Annotated in this window: 18 protein-coding genes; 4 read left to right on the top strand and 14 right to left on the bottom strand. The window is 73.5% G+C overall.

Translation table 11 applies throughout. The features are described from left to right. Positions 1-2: 2 nt before the first annotated feature. Entirely contained in the window at positions 3-3,365 is a 3,363-nt protein-coding gene (locus M2302_RS26715) for a S8 family serine peptidase (RefSeq protein ID WP_280840592.1), read from the bottom strand. A gap of 140 nt (positions 3,366-3,505) precedes the next feature. Here M2302_RS26715 and M2302_RS26710 point away from each other — a divergent pair, with 140 nt between their 5' ends. Further along, positions 3,506-4,063, top strand: a complete 558-nt coding sequence (locus M2302_RS26710) for a sugar O-acetyltransferase (protein ID WP_280840591.1) — start codon at positions 3,506-3,508, stop codon at positions 4,061-4,063. A 42-nt stretch (positions 4,064-4,105) separates the two neighbouring features. Here M2302_RS26710 and M2302_RS26705 read toward each other — a convergent pair whose 3' ends face one another. The 5 genes from M2302_RS26705 to fdxA are packed head-to-tail and all read right to left on the bottom strand — an operon-like array spanning position 4,106 to position 7,891. Next, entirely contained in the window at positions 4,106-4,753 is a 648-nt protein-coding gene (locus M2302_RS26705; RefSeq protein WP_280840590.1) for a nucleoside/nucleotide kinase family protein, read from the bottom strand. Next, positions 4,753-5,394 carry an SIMPL domain-containing protein gene (locus M2302_RS26700; RefSeq protein WP_280840589.1) on the bottom strand — a complete coding sequence of 214 codons (642 nt, stop codon included), beginning with the start codon at positions 5,392-5,394 and terminating at the stop codon, positions 4,753-4,755. Before M2302_RS26700 ends, M2302_RS26705 begins: the two co-directional genes overlap by 1 nt. A 4-nt stretch (positions 5,395-5,398) precedes the next feature. Further along, on the bottom strand, positions 5,399-6,445 hold the full coding sequence (locus tag M2302_RS26695) for a prephenate dehydrogenase/arogenate dehydrogenase family protein (protein ID WP_280840588.1): 1,047 nt from the start codon (positions 6,443-6,445) through the stop codon (positions 5,399-5,401). Positions 6,446-6,452: 7 nt separating this feature from the next. Continuing rightward, positions 6,453-7,568: a succinyldiaminopimelate transaminase gene (gene dapC / locus M2302_RS26690; protein ID WP_280840617.1), complete on the bottom strand. Its 1,116-nt coding sequence runs from the start codon at positions 7,566-7,568 to the stop codon at positions 6,453-6,455. Then, positions 7,565-7,891: a ferredoxin gene (gene fdxA / locus M2302_RS26685; protein ID WP_007464872.1), complete on the bottom strand. Its 327-nt coding sequence runs from the start codon at positions 7,889-7,891 to the stop codon at positions 7,565-7,567. The genes dapC and fdxA overlap by 4 nt, the downstream gene beginning before the upstream one ends. A 79-nt stretch (positions 7,892-7,970) precedes the next feature. On the opposite strand from fdxA, the gene M2302_RS26680 reads away from it, so the two are divergent. Beyond that, a complete protein-coding gene (locus tag M2302_RS26680) occupies positions 7,971-8,930 on the top strand; it encodes a GNAT family N-acetyltransferase (RefSeq protein WP_280840587.1) in 960 nt (319 codons plus the stop codon). A gap of 194 nt (positions 8,931-9,124) precedes the next feature. Here the strand turns inward: M2302_RS26680 and M2302_RS26675 are convergent, their stop codons facing one another. The 3 genes from M2302_RS26675 to mshB all read right to left on the bottom strand — a co-directional run bounded on the left by M2302_RS26675 (position 9,125) and on the right by mshB (position 11,049). After that, the gene (locus tag M2302_RS26675) at positions 9,125-9,589 is read right to left on the bottom strand and encodes a hypothetical protein (RefSeq protein ID WP_280840586.1); all 465 of its coding nucleotides are present in this window, start codon (positions 9,587-9,589) and stop codon (positions 9,125-9,127) included. 81 nt (positions 9,590-9,670) lie between these two features. Further along, on the bottom strand, positions 9,671-10,108 hold the full coding sequence (locus tag M2302_RS26670) for a hypothetical protein (protein WP_280840616.1): 438 nt from the start codon (positions 10,106-10,108) through the stop codon (positions 9,671-9,673). Between the two features lie 17 nt (positions 10,109-10,125). After that, the gene (mshB, locus tag M2302_RS26665; protein ID WP_280840585.1) at positions 10,126-11,049 is read right to left on the bottom strand and encodes an N-acetyl-1-D-myo-inositol-2-amino-2-deoxy-alpha-D-glucopyranoside deacetylase; all 924 of its coding nucleotides are present in this window, start codon (positions 11,047-11,049) and stop codon (positions 10,126-10,128) included. 87 nt (positions 11,050-11,136) lie between these two features. Here mshB and M2302_RS26660 point away from each other — a divergent pair, with 87 nt between their 5' ends. Next, positions 11,137-13,278, top strand: coding sequence for a prolyl oligopeptidase family serine peptidase (locus tag M2302_RS26660; RefSeq protein WP_280840584.1), 2,142 nt, complete (start codon positions 11,137-11,139; stop codon positions 13,276-13,278). A 56-nt stretch (positions 13,279-13,334) separates the two neighbouring features. Here the strand turns inward: M2302_RS26660 and M2302_RS26655 are convergent, their stop codons facing one another. The 5 genes from M2302_RS26655 to M2302_RS26635 form a co-directional block, all read right to left on the bottom strand. Then, positions 13,335-15,077 carry an ABC transporter substrate-binding protein gene (locus M2302_RS26655; RefSeq protein WP_179801745.1) on the bottom strand — a complete coding sequence of 581 codons (1,743 nt, stop codon included), beginning with the start codon at positions 15,075-15,077 and terminating at the stop codon, positions 13,335-13,337. Positions 15,078-15,232: 155 nt separating this feature from the next. Then, a complete protein-coding gene (locus M2302_RS26650; protein WP_238449202.1) occupies positions 15,233-16,219 on the bottom strand; it encodes an ABC transporter permease in 987 nt (328 codons plus the stop codon). 10 nt (positions 16,220-16,229) lie between these two features. Next, positions 16,230-17,240, bottom strand: a complete 1,011-nt coding sequence (locus M2302_RS26645; protein ID WP_280840583.1) for an ABC transporter permease — start codon at positions 17,238-17,240, stop codon at positions 16,230-16,232. Then, on the bottom strand, positions 17,237-18,409 hold the full coding sequence (locus M2302_RS26640; protein WP_280840582.1) for a dipeptide ABC transporter ATP-binding protein: 1,173 nt from the start codon (positions 18,407-18,409) through the stop codon (positions 17,237-17,239). Before M2302_RS26640 ends, M2302_RS26645 begins: the two co-directional genes overlap by 4 nt. Continuing rightward, on the bottom strand, positions 18,406-19,461 hold the full coding sequence (locus M2302_RS26635) for an ABC transporter ATP-binding protein (RefSeq protein ID WP_280840615.1): 1,056 nt from the start codon (positions 19,459-19,461) through the stop codon (positions 18,406-18,408). Before M2302_RS26635 ends, M2302_RS26640 begins: the two co-directional genes overlap by 4 nt. Before the next feature lie 330 nt (positions 19,462-19,791). Here M2302_RS26635 and M2302_RS26630 point away from each other — a divergent pair, with 330 nt between their 5' ends. Continuing rightward, positions 19,792-21,228 (top strand): TldD/PmbA family protein, encoded by a 1,437-nt coding sequence (locus M2302_RS26630; protein ID WP_280840581.1) that lies wholly within the window; start codon positions 19,792-19,794, stop codon positions 21,226-21,228. Positions 21,229-21,287: the final 59 nt, after the last annotated feature.

The raw sequence follows: 21,287 nt of genomic DNA, 5'->3' as shown, positions 1-21,287 counted from the left end.
GCTCACCGCAGCCGGTACGCCTGGACGATCCGCTCGGTCACCGTGTCGCCGGCGGTGTCCCGGGCGGTGGCCCGCAGGGACACGTGACCGGGGCCGGCCGGGTGCCGCAGCAGCGCGACCCAGCCCTTCCCGGGCACCCGCAGCACGGCGGCCTTGCGCCAGGTCTTCCCGCCGTCGTACGAGGCGTCGACGGTCAGCTTCTCCACCCCGGCGGCCGGCGCCCCGGGCTGCCGCTGCACCTGCACCGGCACGGCGAAGAGTCGTCCGGCCGGCGCGCTGTTGTCGACCCGCAGCGGCGGGGCGAAGCGCACCGCCATCAGCGGCAGCCGGGCCGGGGTGTCACCGGCGACGTGACCGGACCGGAAGGTCCACGTCGACTCCACCTCGGTGCTCAGGTCGGTGAAGCTCCTGGTGGCCGACACCGTCAGCTTGTAGTCGGCCGCCGCGGGCGGCGCGGTGAACTGGCCGTAGCCGGCGTACTCGCTCTCGCCGACCAGCTTCCCGTTGCGCCACAGGGCGGTCCGGGCGATGTCGGTGACCGACCCGCCGGGGTGCCCGGCGGCGTCGCTGTGCACCGGCAGGCCGACGAAGATGAGGTCACCGGTACGGCTGACGCTCTCCTCCGGCCAGCGCGGCGCCGGGAACGACGGCCCGTACGGGGCCTGGTTCCAGGTCTCGTGGACCGTCCGGCCCGCCTTGTAGGCGGTCGGCACGGAGAACAGCGCCGCCTTCGGTTCCAGCCAGCCGTCCTCGCCGACCACCCCGAAGTCGATCTCGGACTCCCACCGCACGCCCCTGGTGTTGTAGTGCTCCACCCGCTCACCGGGCACCTCGGTCGGCAGGATGATCGCCGAGGCGCCGGTGTTGTACTCCAGCTCCGGCATGACGAACCGCTCGGCGACCATCCCCGGGTAGCCGCCCCGGAACCGGTGCACCACGGTGGCCAGGTCACCGGCCCGGTAGTGCCGGACGAAACCGGTCGGCATCCGGCCGGGGACCGCCTCGCTCAGCGCGTACAGGTAGGAGCTGCTGGCGGCCTCCCGGTCGGCCCACTGACTGCTGACCGTCGAGACGAACCGGTCCGCGGAGACCGGGCTGCCGAGCTGGGCGGTGGTCAGGCCGGCGAAGCTGTCGGCCCAGAGCCCGAAGCCGTAGCTGCTGCCATCGTCGCCGAAGAAGACCGCGCTGACGTCGATCAACTGCGGCGTCGCGTCCCGCTTCGGGACCGTGGTCAGGACCGGCTTGCCCCGCCGGGCGTCCACGGTGACCGAGAGGTCCCGGTCGACGGTCAGCTCGGGCTGGGCCAACATGGTGAGCCCGCCGGCTTCGCCCTCGGGGGCGGGCTCGAAGATGAGCGTGCTCAGGCCGTAGCGCCCCTTGGGCAGCCGTACCTGGGCCACCCCGTCGGGGTCGTAGGCGTCCCGGACGTCGAAGCGGTCCAGGCTGGCCAGGCTGGTGTAGTAGTCCGCCGTCGTCGCGCCGGACCGGTCCAGGTGGGTCACCGTCAGGGTGTAGCTCTCCACCTCCCGGTTGACCGCGACGGGGGTCACCGCGACGGTGGCGCCGGAGCGGGCGACCACCCGGCCGGTCCAGTAGCCGTCGGCGGCACCGAGCCGGGTGTCGGCGGTGACGGTGGTCTCCGCCCGGCCGCCCGCGGGCACGGTCACCCGGGTCGCGCCGAGGCGGAACATCCCGGCCGGCGCCGGCTGGCCACCCGGACCGGTGATCTCGGTGCTCAGGTCGAGCGTGACGGCGGTCGGGCCCGTGTTGCGCCAGGCCACCGTGCGGGTGATCGGCGCGTCGTCGCCGTGCGGCCAGAGCGCGCGGCCGAAGGAGACGCTCACCGGGTCACTGGTCACCTGCTGGCCGATCGCGCGGGTCAGGTCGACCCGGCCGGCCCCCTGCTCGTACGCGGTCTGCGCCGGGTGCGGCTTCGCGGCGGCCATCAGCGTCGCCTTGAACTGGCCGGCCTTCCAGTCCGGGTGCTGCTGGGCCAGCAGCGCCACCGAGCCGGCCACGTGCGGGGTGGCCATCGAGGTGCCGGAGAGCGCGACGTACTTCTCCCCCACCGGGTCGCCGATGCTGCCGGTGGCGGACCGGGCGGCGACGATGTCGACGCCGGGCGCGGTGATGTCGGGCTTCACCGCGTCGTCGCCCACCCGGGGGCCCCGGCTGGAGAACTCGGCGAGCTGGTCGTCGCGGTCCACCGCGCCGACGGCGAGCGCCGCGTCGGCGCTGGCCGGGGAGCCGACGGAGGCGTCCGACCCGGCGTTGCCGGCGGCCGTGACGAAGAGGGTGCCGGTCTGCGCGGTCAGCGTCTGCACCGCCTCCTCCAGCGGGTCGACCTCGGGGAAGTCCCAGCCGCTGAGGCTCATGTTGACCACGGTGGCCCGCTTGTCGACGGCGGCCCACTGCATCCCGGCCAGGATGGCCGAGTCGGAGCAGCCGATGTCCTCGCAGACCTTGCCGCTGAGCAGCGTGGCGTCCGGGGCCACGCCCTTGTACTTGCCGCCCGACCCGGCGCCGCTGCCGGCGATGGTCGAGGCGACGTGGGTGCCGTGGCCGACGGTGTCCCGGTCGTCGGTGACCTCGGTGAAGTTGCGCGACTCGGCCACCTTGCCGGCCAGGTCGGGGTGGGTGGTGTCGACGCCGGTGTCCAGCACCGCGACGCTGACGCCCTTGCCGGTGAAGCCGGCCGACCAGGCGGTGGGCGCCCCGATCTGCGGGACGCTGTGGTCCAGGGTGACCCGACGCCGGCCGTCGAGCCAGATCCGCTCGACGCCCCCCGCCGCGCCGAGTCGGGTGCCGGTGGAGCCGGTGGTGACCGCCGACCACACCTGACCGGCGGTGGACTTGCCGGCGGTGAGGGCGGCGCCGCGGATCGCCGGCAGGTCCCGGGTCACCCGGGCGCCGGGCAGCGCGGCCACGCCGCGTCGGGCCTCCCCCGAGGCGTACGACACCAGCAGCGGCAGGTCGTCGCGGCGGGCGTCGTCGTAGCCGGCGGAGATCAGCTCGGTGACGTCGAAGAGTCGCCGGTCGACCCGGCCGGCGCGGATCAGCGCCAGCGCGTCCTGGGGCACCACGGTGAGGTGCCCGCGCTCCCGGCGTACCACGAATCGCACGTCGCTCCGGCCGGCGGCGGGCTGGACGGCGGCGTCGCCGGAGCCGGTGACGGTGACCCGGTCCCCGGTGACCAGGGTGACGGTGGTCGACCCACCGGTCGGAGTGGACGGTTTCCCGGCCGGCCGGGACGCCTCGGCGCCCGCCGGTGCGGTCGGTGCGGCGGCCGAGGCGGTGGCCGGGGCGCCGAGCGCCAGGCCGAGCACCAGCCCAAGCGCGACGGTCTTCCTTCTGGTTCTGTGCAACGGATCCTCCTCGGGAAGCGTCTTCATAGACGGGAGTCGCATTGACGGGGACCAGAATTACATACCGGGTATGCATAAGGAAAGTCCGGAATATGACGGTCCCCGCCCCTGGCGGGGGCCGGGCCAACGATGATCGCCGGGTGACGTCCATGCGGGAACGAATGCTGGCCGGCGAGCCCTACATCGCCAACGAGCCCGAGATCATCGCCGACCTCGACCGCGCCGCCCAGCTGATGGAGCGCTTCAACACCACCGCCGCCACCGACCCGCAGGGCCGCCTCGCCGCGCTGCGTGAGCTGCTCGGCTCGCTCGGCGAGGACACCTCGATCCGTCCGCCCTTTTACTGCGACTACGGCTGGCAGATCCACCTCGGTCCACGCTGCTTCGTGAACTTCAACGCGGTCTTCCTCGACGTCGCCCGGATCACCATCGGCGCCGACGTCCAGGTCGGACCCAACGTGCAGCTGCTCACCCCCACCCACCCGATCGAGCCGGGCCCGCGCCGGGAGAAGTGGGAGGCGGCGAAGCCGATCACCATCGGCGACAACGTCTGGCTCGGCGGCGGGGCCATCGTGCTCGCCGGGGTGACCGTCGGCGCGAACACCGTGGTCGGCGCCGGCGCCGTCGTGACCAAGGACGTGCCACCGAACGTGGTCGCCGTCGGCAATCCCGCCCGCCCGGTGCGCACCCTCGAATAGGAACGAGCCATGGTCGCCCGGCTGCTGCGACGCGGCGTCCCGTCACCCCGGCGGGGGGTCGGTTAGGCGGACCACCAGGTCGGCGTAGTTCGCGGTGCCGCGGACCAGGGCGGCGTTGGTCTCGTCGCTGCCGTACGCCCAGGCCGTCGCCTGCTCCGGCGTCCGCCCGTACGCCTTGTGCCGGGCGACGAGCCGGCGCAGCCGCGACTCCGCGTCCAGGTCGACGAACCACGCCTCGTGCAGCAGCGCCCGCACGTCGTCCCACGGCGGGTCGGTGAACAGCAGGTAGTTGCCCTCGGTCACCACCAGCCGGACCGAGGGCGGCACCTCGATCGCCCCGGCCACCGGCTCCTCCAGGTCCCGGCGGAACAGCGGGGCGTAGACCGCGGTCGGCTCCAGCCGTCGCAGTCGGCGCAGCAGCGAGACGTACCCGTTGGCGTCGAAGGTGTCCACCGCGCCCTTGCGGGCGGCGCGGCCCAGCCGCTCCAACTCGGCCTGGGCCAGGTGGAAGCCGTCCATCGGCACCAGCCGGGCGCTCGGGCCGATCGCCGCGACGATCCGCTCGGCGAGAGTGGACTTGCCCGCCCCGGGCGCCCCGGCGATGCCGAGCAACTGCCGGGGCCCCGCCTCGGCCAGGGCACGGGCCCGGGCCACCAGGTCGTCGAGCGAGAGCGGGGTGGCCTCGGGCATCAGGGCAGCACCGGGTCGCTGACGGTGAACCGGGCCCGCACCACGGCGTGCACGGTCTGCGGCTGCGGGTCGAGTTCCAGCTCCGGCGGCGCGCCCTTCTCCATCCGGTGGGAGAACGCCGCGCCGGCCATCGGGGCGAACCCCTCCTCCGCGTCGGCCAGCTCCAGCAGGGCGGTGACCCGGGCGCCCAACGCCTCGGCGTACTCCCGGGCCCGGTGCAGCGCGTCGGCGATGGCGGCGTGCCGGGCCTCCCGGTGGGCCGGGCTGTCCGGCCGCAACGCCCACCAGGGGCCGGCCACCTCGACCTGCTCCTGGTCGGCCAGGCGGAGCATCAGTTCGGCGAGGACGGCGAAGTCGGTGACGGTGACGCTGGTGGTGACGCTGCCGTGGTAGCCGACCACCCGCTCGCCGGAGCGGTTGGTCTCGGGGCGTACCCGCAGGTCGCCGGCCTCCCGGCGGTCGACGGCGGCGGCGTGCTCGTCGAGCAGCACCCGCACCGCGGCGGCCCGCTCGGCGAGCCGGGTCAGGGTGACCTCCCGGTCCCGCTCGCGGGCCGTCGCGGTCACCTGGAAGCGGGCCAGCTCGGGCGCGACCTCCCGGTACGCCTCACCGCGCACCGCCACGACCGGTCCGTCCGTCACGCCCTCACCCTAGCGGCGGGCCCGGTGTGCCGCCCGGTTCCACGGCCAACCGGCGGGCCACGTACTCGACCTGGTCGCGGGTCGTCCGGCACCCGTCGAGGTACCCGCCGGCCGCGCCCAGCTCGAGCAGGAAGCGCAGCTCCGCGTCCCCGCCGCCGGCCAGCGGGAAGGCCCGCCGCAGCTCGACCGTCGCGCGGCCGGCCAGCGCGGCCCGGGCGTCGCGGCCCTCGCCGTGCCGGGCGGTGAGCGCGGCCCGGTCGTCGTCGCGCAGCGCGGCCGCCAGTTCGTCCAGGAAGGAGGTGACCGAGGTCAGCGCGGCCAGCACCTCCGCCCGGTTGGCGAGCAGCATGTTCGCCGTCCGCTCCGGTGGCGTGCCGGCGACCCGGGTGCCGTCGCGGAAGCTGCCCGCGGCGAGGCCGAGGACGGCGTCACGTAGCGGGGAGCGCTCGGCCGCGCCGGCGAGGGCGCCGGCGAGCAGGTGCGGCACGTGCGAGGCGAGCGCGACGACCGCGTCGTGCCGGTCGGCCGCCATCGGCACCACCCGGGCGGCGAACACCTCCATCACCAGCACGGTGAGCCGGCGGAAGGCGGCCAGGCCGGGGCCGGGCGCGGGGCAGAGCACCCAGGCCGCATCGTCGAAGAGCCCCGGCAGCGCAGCGGTCAGGCCGGCCCGGTCGGTGCCCGCCATCGGGTGGCCGGGTACGAAGCGGTGGGTCAGCCCCTGCGCGGCGGCGAACGCGGCCAGTTCCGCCTTGGTGCTCCCGACGTCGGTGAGCAGGCAGTCCTCGGCGGTCGCCGCGGCCACCTCGACCAGGGTCCGCGGCAGGGTGGGCAGCGGCCCGCAGAGGAAGACCACGTCCCGGTCGGCCACCGCGTCGACCAGACGGTCCGGTGCCGGTACGCCCACCCGCCGGGCCTGCCGCCGGGTCGCCTCGTCCGGGTCCCAGCCGGCCACGTCCAGCCCGGCGGCGTGCAGCCGGAGCAGCACCGAACCGCCGATCAGCCCGGTGCCGACCACCGCCGCCCGGACCACCCCGCCGGCCCCGCCCATCGGCCCGTCAGGCCTGTGCGAGCCGCGCGGCGACCGCCGCGACGTGCGCGTCGGACTCGGTCAGCGCGGCCCGGACGTGCTGCGCCCCGCCGGGGCCGTAGAAGACGCCGGCGGCGACCAGGATGCCCCGGCGGGCCAGCCAGTCCACCGTTGCCCAGCAGTCCTCGCCCCGGGTCATCCACAGGTAGAGCCCGGCCTCCGAGTGCTCCACGGTGAAGCCCGCCCCGGTGAACGCGGCGAGCAGCGTCTCCCGCCGGGCCCGGTAGCGTTCCCGCTGCTCGTCGGCGTGCGCCTGGTCGGAGAGCGCGGCCACCATGGCGGCCTGCACCGGCGCGGGCACGATCATGCCGGCGTGCTTGCGGATCTTGAGCAGCTCGGCCACCAGCGCCGGGTCGCCGGCGACGAAACCGGCCCGGTAGCCGGCCAGGTTGGAGCGCTTGGAGAGCGAGTGCACCGCCAGCACCGAGTCGTACGACCCGCCGCAGACCTCGGGCGAGAGCACCGAGACCGGCTCGGCGTCGGCCGTCCAGCCCAGCGGCAGGTAGCACTCGTCGCTGGCCACCACGGCGCCCCGCTCGCGGGCCCAGTCGACCACCTTGCGCAGGTGGGCGGCGGGCAGCACCCGACCGGTCGGGTTGCCGGGCGAGTTGACCCAGACCAGGCGTACCCGGGAGGTCGGGCCGACCGCGGTCAGCGAGTCGGCGCGGACGGTGGTGGCGCCGGCGAGCCGGGCCCCGTCCTCGTACGTCGGGTAGGCGATCGACGGCACCACGACCACGTCACCGGGGCCGATCCCGAGCAGGGTGGGCAGCCAGGCGACCAGCTCCTTGGAGCCGATCGTGGGCAGGACGCCGAGCCCGTCGATCCCGGCCCCACAGGTGCGAGCCACCCAGCCGGCGATGGCGTCGCGCAGCGCCGGGGTGCCCGCGGTCAGCGGGTATCCCGGGGCGTCGGACGCGTCCGCCAGCGCCTGCCGGATCACCGGGGGCACCGGGTCGACCGGCGTGCCCATCGAGAGGTTGATCAGACCATCTGGGTGCGCCGCGGCCACGGTGGCCGCGGCGTCCAGCGTGTCCCAGGTGAACTCGGGCAGCCGCGACGAGACCGGCGCGGGCCGGTTCAGTGGCCCTCTCCGCGCGGCGGCTGGGCGGCGACGAACGTCGCGTCCTTCTCCACCTTGCCGATCTTCGACGCGCCACCCGGCGAGCCGAGGTCCTCGAAGAACTCGTAGTTGGCCCCGGTGTAGTCCTTCCACTGCTCCGGGACGTCGTCCTCGTAGAAGATCGCTTCGACCGGGCAGACCGGCTCACAGGCACCACAGTCGACGCACTCGTCGGGGTGGATGTAGAGCATCCGGTTGCCCTCGTAAATGCAGTCGACCGGGCACTCCTCGATGCATGCCTTGTCGAGCACATCCACGCACGGCTCGGCGATGATGTAGGTCACCGGTCTTCTCCTCCGCAAGACTCGCCGCGATCACCCGCGACGGTAAGAGCCTAGTATCTCGCCGGGGAGGAGGTCGATCGTGCTCCGACAGCAGGACGTGGGCCACCGGATCGTGGTGCGCCGCATTGTGGGGATTCGCGAGGGCCGTGCCCTCTTCTCGGACGCTCTCGGCGAGCTGGTCGAGCTGACCGAGACCCATCTCACTCTCGCCACCACGCAGGGCCGGCTGCGGGTGCCGGTGACCGAGGTGCACCGGGCCAAGCGGGTGCCGCCGACCCGCCGGCCGACCGCCTCCGCCGTGATCGAGCTGGAGCTGGCCTCCGACGAGGCGTGGCCCGCCGCCGTCCGGGACCGGCTGGGCGACTGGCTGCTGCGGTCCGCCGCCGGCTGGTCCGGCCGGGCCAACTCCGCGCTGCCGGTGGGCGACCCGGACCGGCCGCTGCCGGCCGCGCTGGACGCGGTGGAGCGCTGGTACGCCGACCAGGGGCAACCTGCCATGGTGAACACCCCGCTCCCGCTGGCCGCGCCGGTCGGCGCGGAGTTGGACGCCCGGGGCTGGGGCAGCCGGCCACCGGTGCTGGTGCAGACCGTCGCCCTCGCCGCGCTGCCGCCGGCCGCGTCGGCCCCGGCCGGCTCGCCGCCGGTCGAGCTGGCCGCCGCGCCGTCGGACGACTGCCTCGCGATCGCCGCCGGCCGCAAGGGCGGCCTCCCGGACGCCGCCCGGCACGTGCTCACCGCCGTGGGCCGGGTCCGCTTCGCCCACGTGTACGCCGACGGCACGCTGGTCGCGATCGGCCGGGGCACCGTCACCGGGCGGGGACGCTGGCTCGGGCTCAGCCTGATCGAGGTGGTGCCCGAGGCCCGGCGGCGCGGGCTGGCCGGTCGGGTGGTCCGGGCCCTGGTCGACTGGGGCGTGGCGGAGGGAGCGACGCACGCCTTCCTCCAGGTGGAGCAGCGCAACACCGCCGCGGTGACGCTCTACCGGGGACTGGGCTTCACCACCCACCACACCTACCTGACCCGGGTCGCTCCGGGCTGAGCACAGGGACGATTCCCGCAGGTCGTTCGGGGTACCAAAGAAGGGGCCGGCCGGAGGACGGACACCCGTACGAGCGATATGCCTGAGAGTCATAAATATGCCGCTCAGGCATATCGCTCACACCGACGTTGCCACCGACGCCACGACACGCCGGGACCCAAGCCCGGCCGATCGGGACCGGAGAACTCGACGCCTCAGCGGCGGACGACCCGGCGCGGCTTGGCCGACTTGATCTCGGCGTACCGCTTGAGCTGCTGCGAGCGGTGGTCGAGGCCGAGCGCGGTGAGCAGCAGGTAGCCGACCGCCACGCCGGCCCCGGCGGCCAGCAGGTAGAGCCAGATCTGGGCGAAGAACAGCCCGGCACCCCCGCCGAACGGGTTGTTGCCGACCAGCAGCGGCCCGACCAGCACGGTCAGCAGCAGCGCCACCAGCACCCCCGCGCCCACGTCGGTGCCCCAGGCGCCCACCGGACGGGTACGGCCCTGCACGAAGACGACCCCGGCGAGGATCAGCCCGATCACCACGAACATGCCCAGCGAGACCCGGTCGGCGGCGGTGTCGTTCCCGTCGAAGCCGAGCTTGATGATCACCCGAGCCACCACGTTGACCGCGAACAGCGCCCCCGCGAGCACGCCGACCGCGCGCCACCGATTCCCCATCGCACGCCTCCCGCCGTATCGCCCGCCCCACCGGCGAGCCTTCTGGCAGGAATGTCTACCACCACAGGCTGTGCGGCGTCATCACCCGTCGTGACGTCGTTGCGGCGGGCTGAGGATCTGCCGGAACGCCATCACCGCGAAGGTCATCGCCCCGGCGGTGATCATGCCCAGCCCCACCCAGTTGTCGCCGGCGACGAGCAGGTCGCCCTCGGTCGTGCGGACCGCCGCCACGGCCATCAGCACGAACCACGGCAACGCCGGCAGCGCCACCGCCCACTTGCGGCCGACCGTGGCGTACGCGAACCAGCTCACCGCGATCGCCGCACCGATGGTGACCAGCACCGACACCCCGATCAGGTGACCGCCCACCCGGACGGTGGACAGCAGCAGCCCGAGCAGCGCCACCAGCACCCCGCCGACCACCGAGACCAGCCCGCCGGCGATCCGCAGGGCGACGTCGAGCAGCCGCGTGGACCGGCCCGGGGGCGGCGGTGTGACCTGCTCCTCGACCACCGTCATCGGCGCGGCGGGCAGGGTCACCGGAGCCCGGCCACCGCGACCGGGGAGCGGTCGGTGCCGTCCGCGGCCAGCCCGGCGAAGATGTCGTCCTCCCAGCCGTACGGGCCCCTGCCGGGGCCCTTCTCGCCCACCGCCAGGGTGAAGTACTCCACGCCCATGAACTCGGCGCCGAAGTTGCCGGCGATCGAGTACAGCCACGAGGTGGCCGGGATCTGGGTGGCGTGCGCGCGCATCGCCGCCTCCTTGGCGGCATGCTGGTCGGTGGCGTCGATCCGCGCGGCGATCTGCGCATCGGGCGTGCCGAAGGGCAGCTCGTCGACGCTGTCGATGCCGTCGAAGGGGTTGTCGGAGGCCTCCGTGAAGGCGGTCAGGCCGGCCTCCAGCGCGCTGCGCGGCATGGCCGTCCAGTAGACCTTGGCCGGGGCGCAGCCCTCGGCGGCGGCCAGCTCGTGCGCCCGCATCGCCACCCGGTGGGCCTGGATGTGGTCGGGGTGGCCGTAGAAGCCGTTCGGGTCGTACGTGATCATCACCTGCGGGCGGACCTCACGCATGATCTCCACCAGGTGCCCGGCGGCCTCGTCGAGGTCGGCCTGCCAGAAGGCCCGGGGGTGCTCGTTGGTGGCGAGTCCCATCATGCCGGAGTCGCGGTAGCGGCCGGCGCCGCCGAGGAAGCGGTGGTCGGTGACGCCGAGCGCGGCACAGGCGGCCGCCAGCTCGCCGATCCGGTAGCCGCCGAGCTGGTCGGCCTCGGCGGCGGCGAGCTGCGCCAGCTCCGGCACGTGGATCTCGCCCTCCTCGCCGAGAGTGCAGGTGACCAGCGTGACGTGAGCGCCGCTGGCGGCGTACCAGGCCATCGTCGACCCGGTGCCGATGGACTCGTCGTCGGGGTGCGCGTGAACCAGCAGAAGGCGTCGATCGGGCAGCGTCGTCACGTCCGTCACTCTAACCGGCGGTCCTCGCCGGCCGACCCTGACGCGTCCGCCCAGGTCGGCCACATCACGTCGCGAGCCGCCCTACGATCTGGAGCTGTGGACTTTCCCGAGCTGGCCGCCCGCACCCGTCGGTTCAGCCACGGGGCGCCGCGCGCCGTTTCCGTGGCCGACGACGGCTCCCGGGTGGTCTTCCTCCGCTCGGGCGGTCCCGAGGACCCGGCCGAGCAACTCTGGTCGCTGGAGGTCGCCAGCGGCGAGGAGCGGCTGATCGCCGACCCGGCCGCGCTGCTCGGCGCCGACGCCGAACCGGGCGCGCTCGCCCCGGGCGAGCGGGCGCTGCGCGAACGGCTGCGGCTCAGCAGCGCCGGCATCGGCTCGTACGCCCTGGACGCCGCCGGCCGGGTGGCGGTCTTCGCGCTGGCCGGGCGGCTGTTCCGGGCCGACCTGGTGCACGGCGACGTGGTCGAGGTGGAGACCGTCGGGCCGGTGATCGACCCCCGGCCGGACCCGACCGGCGAGCGGCTGGCGTACGTCACCGACGCCGCCGAGGGGGTCCGCCGGGGCCAGCTGCGGGTGGTCGAGTCCGACGGCACCGACACCCTGCTGGCCGGCGAGGACTCCGGCGTGACCTGGGGGCTGGCCGAGCACGTCGCGGCCGAGGAGTTCGACCGGTTCCGCGGCTACTGGTGGGCACCCGACGGCCGGTCGGTGCTGGCCGCCCGGGTGGACGAGTCCCGGCTGCCGCGCTGGCACCTGCACGACCCGGCCGACCCGACGAGCCCGCCGACCACGGTCGCGTACCCCCGGGCGGGCGGGCCGAACGCCGAGGTCAGCCTGCACCTGCTCGACCTCGACGACGGCTGGGTCGACGTGCACTGGGACCGCGAGACCTACCCCTACCTGGCCTCGGTGGGCTGGGCCGACGGCGGGCCGCTGATCACGGTGCTGCGCCGCTCGCAGCAGCACGGCCTGGTGCTGGCCGTGGACCCGCGCACCGGGGAGACCCAGGTGCACGCCGAGCTGGCCGACCCGCGCTGGGTGGAGCCGATCCCGGGCACCCCGGCGCACCTGCCGGACGGCCGGGTCCTGGTCGGCGGGGAGCTGGCCCACGACGGGTACGACGCCCGCTGCCTCTTCGCCGACGGCACCCTGCTCACCCCGCCCTCGCTCTACGTCCGCCGGGTGGTGGGGCGGCTGCCCACCGGCGGCGGCCCGGCGGACCTGCTGGTCGAGGCGAGCGAGGGCGAGCCGAGCCAGCGCCACCTGTACCGGGTCCGCACGGTGATCGGCGGCGGCGTGGACGCCCGCCGGATGAGCGGCACCCCCGGCTGGCACACCGCCGCGGTCGGCGGGGACGTGCTGGTGGTGGGCACCGCCTCGCTGGACGACGCGGGGACGAGCTGGTCGGTCTGGCGCGGCGACCGGGAGGTGGCCCAGTTGCGCTCGCTGGCCGCCACCCCGCCGTACGCCCCGCGCCCGATGCTGGTCCGGGTGACCGACCGGCGGCTGCCCTCCGGCGTGCTCTACCCGAGCGACCACGTCAAGGGCACCCGGTTGCCGGTGCTGCTGGACGTGTACGGCGGTCCGGGGCACCAGGAGGTGGTGGCCGCCCGGGCGGCCTGGCTGGAACGGCAGTGGTGGGCCGACTCCGGCTTCGCGGTGGTGACCGTGGACAACCGGGGCACCCCGGGGGTGGCGCCCTCGTTCGAGAAGGCGGTGCACCGCCGGCTGGCCGACGTGATCCTGGCCGACCAGGTGGACGCGCTGACCGCGCTGGCCGGCAAGCACCCGGACCTGGACCTGGACCGGGTGGCGATCCGGGGCTGGTCGTTCGGCGGCTGGCTGGCCGGGCTGGCCGTGCTGCGGCACCCGGAGCTCTTCCGCTGCGGCATCGCCGGCGCCCCGGTCACCGACTGGCACCTGTACGACACCGCCTACACCGAGCGCTACCTGGGCCTGCCGGACGACGGGATCGACGTGTACGGCCACCACTCGCTGGTGGAGCTGGCCGCCGAGCCGCTGGTCGGGTCGGAGCAGGCCCGGCCGCTGCTGCTGGTGCACGGCCTGGCCGACGACAACGTGGTGGCCGCGCACACGCTGCGGCTGTCGGCGGCGCTGCTGGCCACCGGGCGCCCGCACGCGGTGCTGCCGCTGACCGGGGCCAGCCACCTGGCCGCCGACGGGTTGTCCGAGCGGCTGCTCCGGCTGGAGCTGGACTTCCTGCGTACGCACCTCTGACACGCGGAAGGCCCCGGCCGACACCGTTGTCGACCGGGGCCCGTCCCTACCGCGAGTTACTGCTTGACGTGCGCGTTGACGAAGGACGGGTAGCCGAAGACGCTGGAGATGAAGACCCCGCCGGCCTTGGAGCCGTGCACGACGTAGGCCACGTCGACGTAGAGCGGCACCACCGGGGCGTGCTCCTTCATGATCCGCTCATCGAGCTTGCCCCACTCCGGGCCCTGGTCGGCCGGGGACATGGCCAGGATCCGGTCGAACTCGGCGTTGATGGCCGGGTCGTTGAAGTAGGACTGGTTGCTGTTGCCCTCGGCCTTGATCGACCGGCCGTCGTAGAGCACCGGCAGGATGGACGCGCCGCTCGGCCAGTCCGCCGCCCAGTTGCCGATGTACAGGTCCCAGGGATTGTTCTTCTTCTTGATCTCGTCGAGCTTGGCGTCGTCCGGGATGTTCCGGATCGTGATCTTGAAGCCGGCCTTCTCCAGGTTGCTCTTGATCTGGGTGGCCATCTCCTGCTCCTCCGAGTCGTCGGAGGCGCCGAGGACGAGCTGCGGGGTCTGGCCGCCGAGCAGCTCCTTGGCCTTGTCGATGTCGCCGCTGGCGCCCGCCGGGTACGCGTCGTACGCCTTGTAGCCGATCGTCGCCGGCGGCATCAGCGTGGTCAGCGGGGCCGCCACGGTGGAGCCACCGATGGTCTTGATCAGGCCGTCCCGGTCGATGGCGTAGTTGAGCGCCTGCCGGACCTTGAGGTCGGTGACCCGCTGGGTGTTGATGACCAGCTGGTTGGCGCTCGGCGTCGGGGAGAGGATGGTCCGCGACTTCAGGTTGGCGTCACCGGCGACCTTGGCCACCAGCGAGGCGGGCACGAAGTTCCACGCGAGTGCGCTCTGGTCCGCGCCGTTGTCGGCGATCACCCGGTTGTTCGCGGCGTCGGCGGTCGGGCCGAACGTCCAGACGAACTGGTCCGGGTACTGATGCCGCACCGGGTCGGTCTTCGGGTCCCAGTTCGGGTTGCGATCCAGGGTCAGCTGGACGCCGACCTGGTGCTTGGCGACCTTGTACGGGCCCGAGGAGAACGGCTTCTGGTCGAGGTTGACGCCGGTGTCCATCTCCGGCTTGAGCGGCGCGGTGGTCGGCAGCGAGACGGCGAACGGCAGGTCGCAGCGGGGCTTGGCGAACTCGAAGCGCAGCGTCTTCGCATCCGGCGTGGTCAGGCCCGGGGGCAGCCCGGTCTTGTTCTTCTTGAAGTCCCACTTGGTGTCGAACTGCGGGCTGTCGGCCAGCCACTCCTGGATGTAGGTCGGGCCGCCGGGCAGGTCCGGGTCGAAGGAGCGGGCGATGCCGTACGCGATCTCCTTGGCGGTGATCGCGCTGCCGTCCTCGAACTTCACCCCGTCCTTGATCTTGAATTCCCAGACCTTGCAGTCGTTGTTGACGTTGGTGCCGGGCGTCTCGGCCAGGTCGCCGACGAGCACCAGGCCGCCCTTGCCGTCGTCCTTCCAGGTGGTCAGGTAGCGGGCGAAGAGCGGGTTGGCCATCAGGCCGGCGAACGAGTACGTCCGCTGCGGGTCCAGGTGGGAGATCGGCGTCTCCCGGATGATGCTGAAGGTGCCGCCCTTCTGGGCCCCCTCGACCTCGGCCGCCGGCCCCTGGGAGTCCTTCGGGTCGGTCGCGATCACCCCGGTCTGCTTCCGGTTGTTGTCCACCACCGGGCCGTCGTCCGTGTTCTTCGTGCACGCGCCCAACGCCACAACCAGTGCGATAGCGCCGGATGCGGCTGCCGCCACCCGTGGTCGCATGTCGTACCTCCTCCACCGTGTGCTCTGCGGGCGCCGGGCGGGGACCCGCCGACGTCCCGAGGATCGTAAAGAAGAAAACCTTCGAGTTGTGTAACAGTTGTCGATAAATTTCAACGACGCGTGGAGCGGGTGTCCGCTCCCGACCCGCGACGGCGTCAGCCCAGCCGGACCCGCGGGTCGATCGCGGCGTAGAGCAGGTCCACCACCAGGTTGGCGACCACCACGAAGAAGGCCGAGATCAGCACGGTGGCCATGATGGTGGGCAGGTCACCGCCCTTGACCGCGTCCACGGCGGTACGCCCCAGCCCGGTCAGGCCGAAGGTCAGCTCGGTGATCACCGTGCCGCCCAGCGCCCCGCCGACGTCCAGCCCGGCGATGGTCACCACCGGGGTGATCGCCGCGCGCAGCGCGTGCCGCCCGTACACCTGGGGTTTGGCCAGGCCCTTGGCCCGCGCGGTCCGGACGAAGTCCTCCGACAGCGTCTCCAGCATCTGCGCCCGGGACAGCCGGGCGTAGATGGCGGAGAAGAGGAAGGCCAGCGCGACCCAGGCGAGCACCAGCCCGCTCGCCCACTTCAGCGGGTTGTCGAGGATCGACGTGTAGCCGGGCACCGGCAGCAGCCGCGTGGTGTAGACGAAGACCAGCAGCAGCACCGCGCCGACGAAGTAGAGCTGCAACGAGGCGCCGGTCAGCGAGAAGCCGATCGCGGCCCGGTCCACCCAGGTGCCCCGACGCAGCGCGGAGATCATGCCGAGACCCACCCCGAGCAGCAACCAGAGGATCGCCGCCGGGATCACGATGCTCAGCGTCACCGGCAGCACCCGGGCGATGGTGTCGGAGACCGCCTCGTTGGCCACGTAGGACCAGCCCAGGCAGGGGGCGTCACACCGCCCGCCCTGGGCGCTGCCCAGGTCCCGGCCGGTGAAGATGCCCTTCATGTAGCCGGCGTACTGGGTGACGAGCGGGTCGCGCAGCCCCAGCTCCTGGCGTACCCGCTCCAGCCGCTCCGGGTTGCAGTTCTTCGGGCACATCCCGTTGACCGGGTCGCGGGGCAGCGCGAAGAACATCAGGAAGGTCAGCACGCTCACCACGAAGAGGGTGAGGGCGGCGGAGAAGATCCGCTTGATCAGGAAACGGGCCATGTCGGCACCCCTACCGCGACGACTTCGGGTCGAGCGCGTCGCGCAGCGCGTCCCCGAAGAGGTTGAAGGCCAGCACCAGCGCGAAGATGGTGACGCCGGGGAAGAAGACGTACGCCGGGTCGGTCTGGAGGTAGTCCAGGCTCCGGTAGATCATCCGGCCGAAGCTGGGCGTCTCGTCGGTCAGGCCGACCCCGATGAAGGCCAGCGCCGCCTCGCTGGTGATGAACTGCGGCACCGCCAGCGAGAAGGCCACCAGGATCGGCGCCCAGATGTTCGGCAGCAGCTGCCGGAAGAGCATGTGCCCCAGGCCGGCGCCGCTGGCCCGGGCGGCCTCCACGAACTCCCGCTCGCGCAGCGCGATCACCTGCCCGCGGACCAGCCGGGCGGTGCTGGTCCAGCCGAAGACCGCGAAGATCGCGATCAGCATCGCCACGCCGAACGCCTCCGGCACCGCGGCGCGCTCGCCGTAGAAGCGCAGCACCAGCGTCGGCATCAGGGCCAGCGCGATGATCAGGAACGGCATGGCCAGCACCAGGTCGGTGATCCAGGTGATCACCGCGTCGACCCAGCCGCCCAGGTAGCCGGCGACGACGCCGAGCGTCACGCCGAGCGCGGTGCTGAGCACCGCCGCCGAGAAGGCGATCAGCAGGGAGGTCCGCAGGCCGTACACCATCCGGATGAAGATGTCCCGGCCGGTGCCGGGCTCCAGCCCGAACCAGTGCTCGCCGGAGATGCCGCCCAGGTAGCCCAGCGGCATGCCGCAGCACCGGTCCAGCTTGTCCTTGAAGTCCTCGCCGGGACCGACGCCGTACACCATCGACAGCAGCGGGGCGACCAGCGCGACCACCACGAAGAAGACCAGCAGGGCGGCACTGACCCGGGCGGTCCGGTCCCGGCGCAGCCGGGCCAGCGCGAGCTGGCCGGGTGACCGGCCGACGACGCCCCTGCTCCGCGGCGCGTCGCCGTCGCCGCCGGACTCGATCTCCGCCAGCGCCACGCCCTCGATCGGGGACAGACTCACTTCGCCACCTCCTCGCCGCTCGCGCCCACCGACCCGGCCGGGGGCGTCGACCCGGCCGGAGCCGTCGAACTCGCCGACTCCACCGACTCCACCGACTCCGCCGGCCGCACCGGGACCACCGGGCCGGCGGCGGCCACCGGGCCGGCCTCCGGGCTCGTGCCGGCCGGTTCCCCTTCGGGGCTCGTGCCAGCCGGTTCCCCTTCGGGGAAGTGGCAGGCGGTGGCCTGCCGGCCGCCGTCCCGGGGCACCAGGGCCGGTTCCTCGGTGGCGCAGACGTCCTGCGCCTTCCAGCAGCGGGTCCGGAACCGGCAGCCCGACGGTGGGTCCAGCGGCGTCGGGACGTCGCCGGCCAGCCGGATCCGCCCGGCCGGGCCGAGCGCCGTCACGTCCGGGATCGCCGACAGCAGGGCCCGGGTGTACGGATGCTGCGGCCGTTCGTAGATGTCGGCCCGGTCGCCGACCTCGACGATCCGGCCGAGGTACATGACGGCGACCCGCTGGCAGAAGTGCCGCACCACGGCCAGGTCGTGGGCGATGAACACGAACGCCAGGTCGAGGTCGCGTTGCAGGTCCCGGAGCAGGTTGATCACCTGCGCCTGGATCGAGACGTCCAGCGCGGAGACCGGCTCGTCGGCGACGATCAGCTTGGGCCGCAGCGCGAGCGCCCGGGCGATGCCGATGCGCTGCCGCTGCCCGCCGGAGAACTCATGCGGGTAGCGGTTGTAGTGCTCCGGGTTCAGCCCGACCAGCTCCAGCAGCTCCTGCACCCGCTTGCGCACCCCGCCGGGCGGGTCGATGCCGTTGACCTGCAACGGCATCGCCACGATCCGGCCCACGGTGTGCCGGGGGTTCAGCGAGGCGTACGGGTCCTGGAAGATGATCTGGAGGTCCTGCCGCAGCGGCCGCAGCTCCCGCCGCCGGGCGTGGGTGATGTCCCGGCCGGCGAACTCGATGGTCCCGGCGCTGGGCTCCAGCAGCCGCACCAGCATCCGGCCGGTGGTGGTCTTGCCGCAGCCGGACTCCCCGACCAGGCCCAGGGTCTCCCCCGGCCGCACGTCGAAGTCCAACCCGTCGACCGCCCGCACCAGCCCCCGGCTGCGTAGTCCGGTGCGCACCGGGAAGTGCTTGGTCAGCCCGCGTACCCGCAGCAGGGGTTCGGTCTCACTCATCGGGCCACCCCCACCTGTGCCACGTCCTCCTGGTAGAGCCGGGTGCGCTCCTGCGCCGACAGGTGACAGGCGACCAGATGGCCGGCCTCGCCCGCCGGACCCAGCTCGGGCACCTCGGTGCGCGAACGGTCACCGTTGCGGCCGGCGTACCGGCAGCGCGGGTGGAACGCGCAGCCCGACGGCAGGTTGATCAGCGAGGGCGGCGTGCCGGGGATCGGCACCAGGTCCGCGTCCGCGTCGCCGTGCAGCGAGGGCACGCTCGACAGCAACCCCCAGGTGTACGGGTGCTGCGGGCGCCGCAGCACCTGCTCGACCGTGCCCCGCTCGACCGCCCGACCCCCGTACATCACCAGCACGTCGTCGGCGACCTGGGAGACCACACCCAGGTCGTGGGTGATCAGGATGATCGCCGAGTGGAACTCGGCCTGCAGGTCGGTGAGCAGGTCCAGGATCTGCGCCTGCACGGTCACGTCGAGGGCGGTGGTCGGCTCGTCGGCGATCAGCAGGTCCGGGTCGTTGACCAGCGCCATCGCGATCATCGCCCGCTGCCGCATGCCGCCGGAGAACTCGTGCGGGTACTGGTCGAAGCGGCGCGCCGGCTGCGGGATGCCGACCCGGCCGAGCATGTCGACCGCCCGGGTACGCGCCTCCCGCCGGCCCGCCCCCGGGTGGTGCACCCGGTACGCCTCGGCGATCTGCCGGCCCACCGTGTAGTAGGGGTGCAGTGCCGACAGCGGGTCCTGGAAGATCATCGCCATGTCCCGGCCGCGCAGCCGGCGCACCTCCTCGTCTCCGAGGCCGACCAGTTGACGACCGCCGAGGGTGATCTCCCCGGTGATGGTGGTCCGCTTGGCGTCGTGCAGGCCCAGGATGGCCAGCGAGGTGACGCTCTTGCCCGAGCCGGACTCGCCGACGATGCCGAGCGTGCGCCCGCGCGCCACGTCGAAGGAGACCCCGTCCACGGCTCGGACCACGCCGTCGGTGGTGGCGAAACTGACCCGCAGGTCGTCGACGCGCAGGTGGGGCGCCTCGGCGACGCGCTGCTCCGGCACGCCGGGGCGGTCCTCCGACTGCCCGGACGGCACGGGTTCCGGACTGTCCACGACCGCCTCCCTCAGGTTGTAGAGAACCTACAACAAAGCTTCGAGGGTGAAAATAAGCTACAAGCCGCGGAGCTGTCAGCGGCCCACAGCGTAACGAGTCGACAACGGGCGCGCACCCACCGGCACCGCCGGCATGATCCACAGGGTTTGCGGCGTGTCGCGGCATCACCGCAGGTCGATACCGCGACACGCCGCAAACGGTGCCGAGCACGGGGCAGGTGCGGGAGGGGTGGCGTCGTCGGCTGACGAACGTCGGCCGGCTCGCCTAGGGTCGGGCGCATGACCGAGTTCGACGCGGCCTCCGCCGCCGTCCAGGCCGCCCTCGACGCGGGCGCCCGGTACGCCGACGCCCGGGTGATGCACCGCCGCTACGAGTCGATGTCGGCCCGCAACGGCGCCATCGAGGAGCTGGTCCAGGACGAGAGCATCGGCCTGGGGGTGCGGGCGCTGGTCGGATCGAGCTGGGGCTTCCACGCCGTACCGGAGCTGTCCGACGCCGCGGCCCGCGATGCCGGCCGGCGCGCCGCGGCGATCGCCGCCGCGAGCGCGCGGGTGCCCGGCCCGCCGATCGACCTGGTGCCGACCGGAACGGCCGTGGCGAGCTGGGCCTCGTCGTGCCGGGTCGACCCGCTCGGGGTCGCCCTCTCCGACAAGGGCGACCTGCTGGTCGGGGCCACCGCGACGATGCGGGAGCACGGTGCCGACCTGGCCGAGGGGCTCTACCAGATCTGGGACACCGCCAAGTGGTTCGTCTCCAGTGAGGGGCACCGGATCGACCAGCGCATCCGCGAGTGCGGCGGCGGCATCTCGGCCACCTCCATCGGTGACGGCGAGACCCAGCGCCGCTCCTACCCCAGCTACCGGGGCCAGTACGGCACCACCGGCTGGGAGTTGGTCGAGTCGCTGGACCTCACCGCGCACGCCGCGCGCATCGCCGAGGAGTCCCGGGCGCTGCTCACCGCGCCCGAGTGCCCGGCCGGCGAGACCGACCTCATCCTCGGCGGCGAACAGCTCGCCCTGCAGATCCACGAGTCGGTCGGCCACGCCATCGAGCTGGACCGCATCCTCGGCTGGGAGGCCGCCTTCGCCGGCACGTCCTGGTTGGACCTGGCCCAGCTCGGCTCGCTGCGCTACGGCTCCGAGCTGATGAACGTCACCATCGACCCGACCATCCCGGGCGCGTTGGGCAGCTTCGGCTTCGACGACGAGGGCTCCCCAGCGGTCCGCCGGGACGCGGTCCGCGAGGGGCGCTGGGTGGGCGTGCTCGCCGGTCGGGACTCGGCCGCCGTCGCCGGTCTCGACCACGGCGGCAGCGTACGGGCCGACGGCTGGGCCCGGCTGCCGATGGTCCGGATGACCAACGTGGGCCTGGAGCCCGGCCCGCACACGCTCGACGAGATCATCGCCGCCACCGACGACGGGGTGCTGATGGACGTCAACCGCTCCTGGTCGATCGACGACAAGCGGCTCAACTTCCAGTTCGGCTGCGAGATCGGCTGGGAGGTGAAGAACGGCCGGCGCGGGCGGATGCTGCGCAACCCCACCTACACCGGCATCGGCCCGCTCTTCTGGCGCTCGATGGACATGCTCTCCTCCGAGACCGTCGCCTGGGGCACGCCCAACTGCGGGAAGGGCCAGCCCGGCCAGGTCGGCCACACCGGCCACCCGGCCGCCCCGGCCCGCTTCCGCGACGTCCGAGTGGGGGTCCGTGCGTGAGCGCGAGGAATGAGCGAGCGCAGCGAGCGAGTCCCGCAGTCGCGAACGGAGGGGTGGCA

It is taken from the genome of Micromonospora sp. A200 (assembly GCF_029893845.1).
Taxonomy (GTDB): domain Bacteria; phylum Actinomycetota; class Actinomycetes; order Mycobacteriales; family Micromonosporaceae; genus Micromonospora; species Micromonospora purpureochromogenes.
Note: the sequence above shows the minus strand (reverse complement) of the source record. Positions and strands in the feature narration are given on the sequence as shown.

What these genes read in the sequence shown, in the direction of transcription:
- M2302_RS26655 (WP_179801745.1), bottom strand. Translation starts at nt 15,077, where the DNA reads ATGCGACCACGGGTGGCGGCAGCCGCATCCGGCGCTATCGCACTGGTT.
- M2302_RS26650 (WP_238449202.1), bottom strand. Translation starts at nt 16,219, where the DNA reads ATGGCCCGTTTCCTGATCAAGCGGATCTTCTCCGCCGCCCTCACCCTC.
- M2302_RS26670 (WP_280840616.1), bottom strand. Translation starts at nt 10,108, where the DNA reads ATGACGGTGGTCGAGGAGCAGGTCACACCGCCGCCCCCGGGCCGGTCC.
- M2302_RS26640 (WP_280840582.1), bottom strand. Translation starts at nt 18,409, where the DNA reads ATGAGTGAGACCGAACCCCTGCTGCGGGTACGCGGGCTGACCAAGCAC.
- M2302_RS26705 (WP_280840590.1), bottom strand. Translation starts at nt 4,753, where the DNA reads ATGCCCGAGGCCACCCCGCTCTCGCTCGACGACCTGGTGGCCCGGGCC.
- M2302_RS26675 (WP_280840586.1), bottom strand. Translation starts at nt 9,589, where the DNA reads ATGGGGAATCGGTGGCGCGCGGTCGGCGTGCTCGCGGGGGCGCTGTTC.
- M2302_RS26695 (WP_280840588.1), bottom strand. Translation starts at nt 6,445, where the DNA reads ATGGGCGGGGCCGGCGGGGTGGTCCGGGCGGCGGTGGTCGGCACCGGG.
- M2302_RS26630 (WP_280840581.1), top strand. Translation starts at nt 19,792, where the DNA reads ATGACCGAGTTCGACGCGGCCTCCGCCGCCGTCCAGGCCGCCCTCGAC.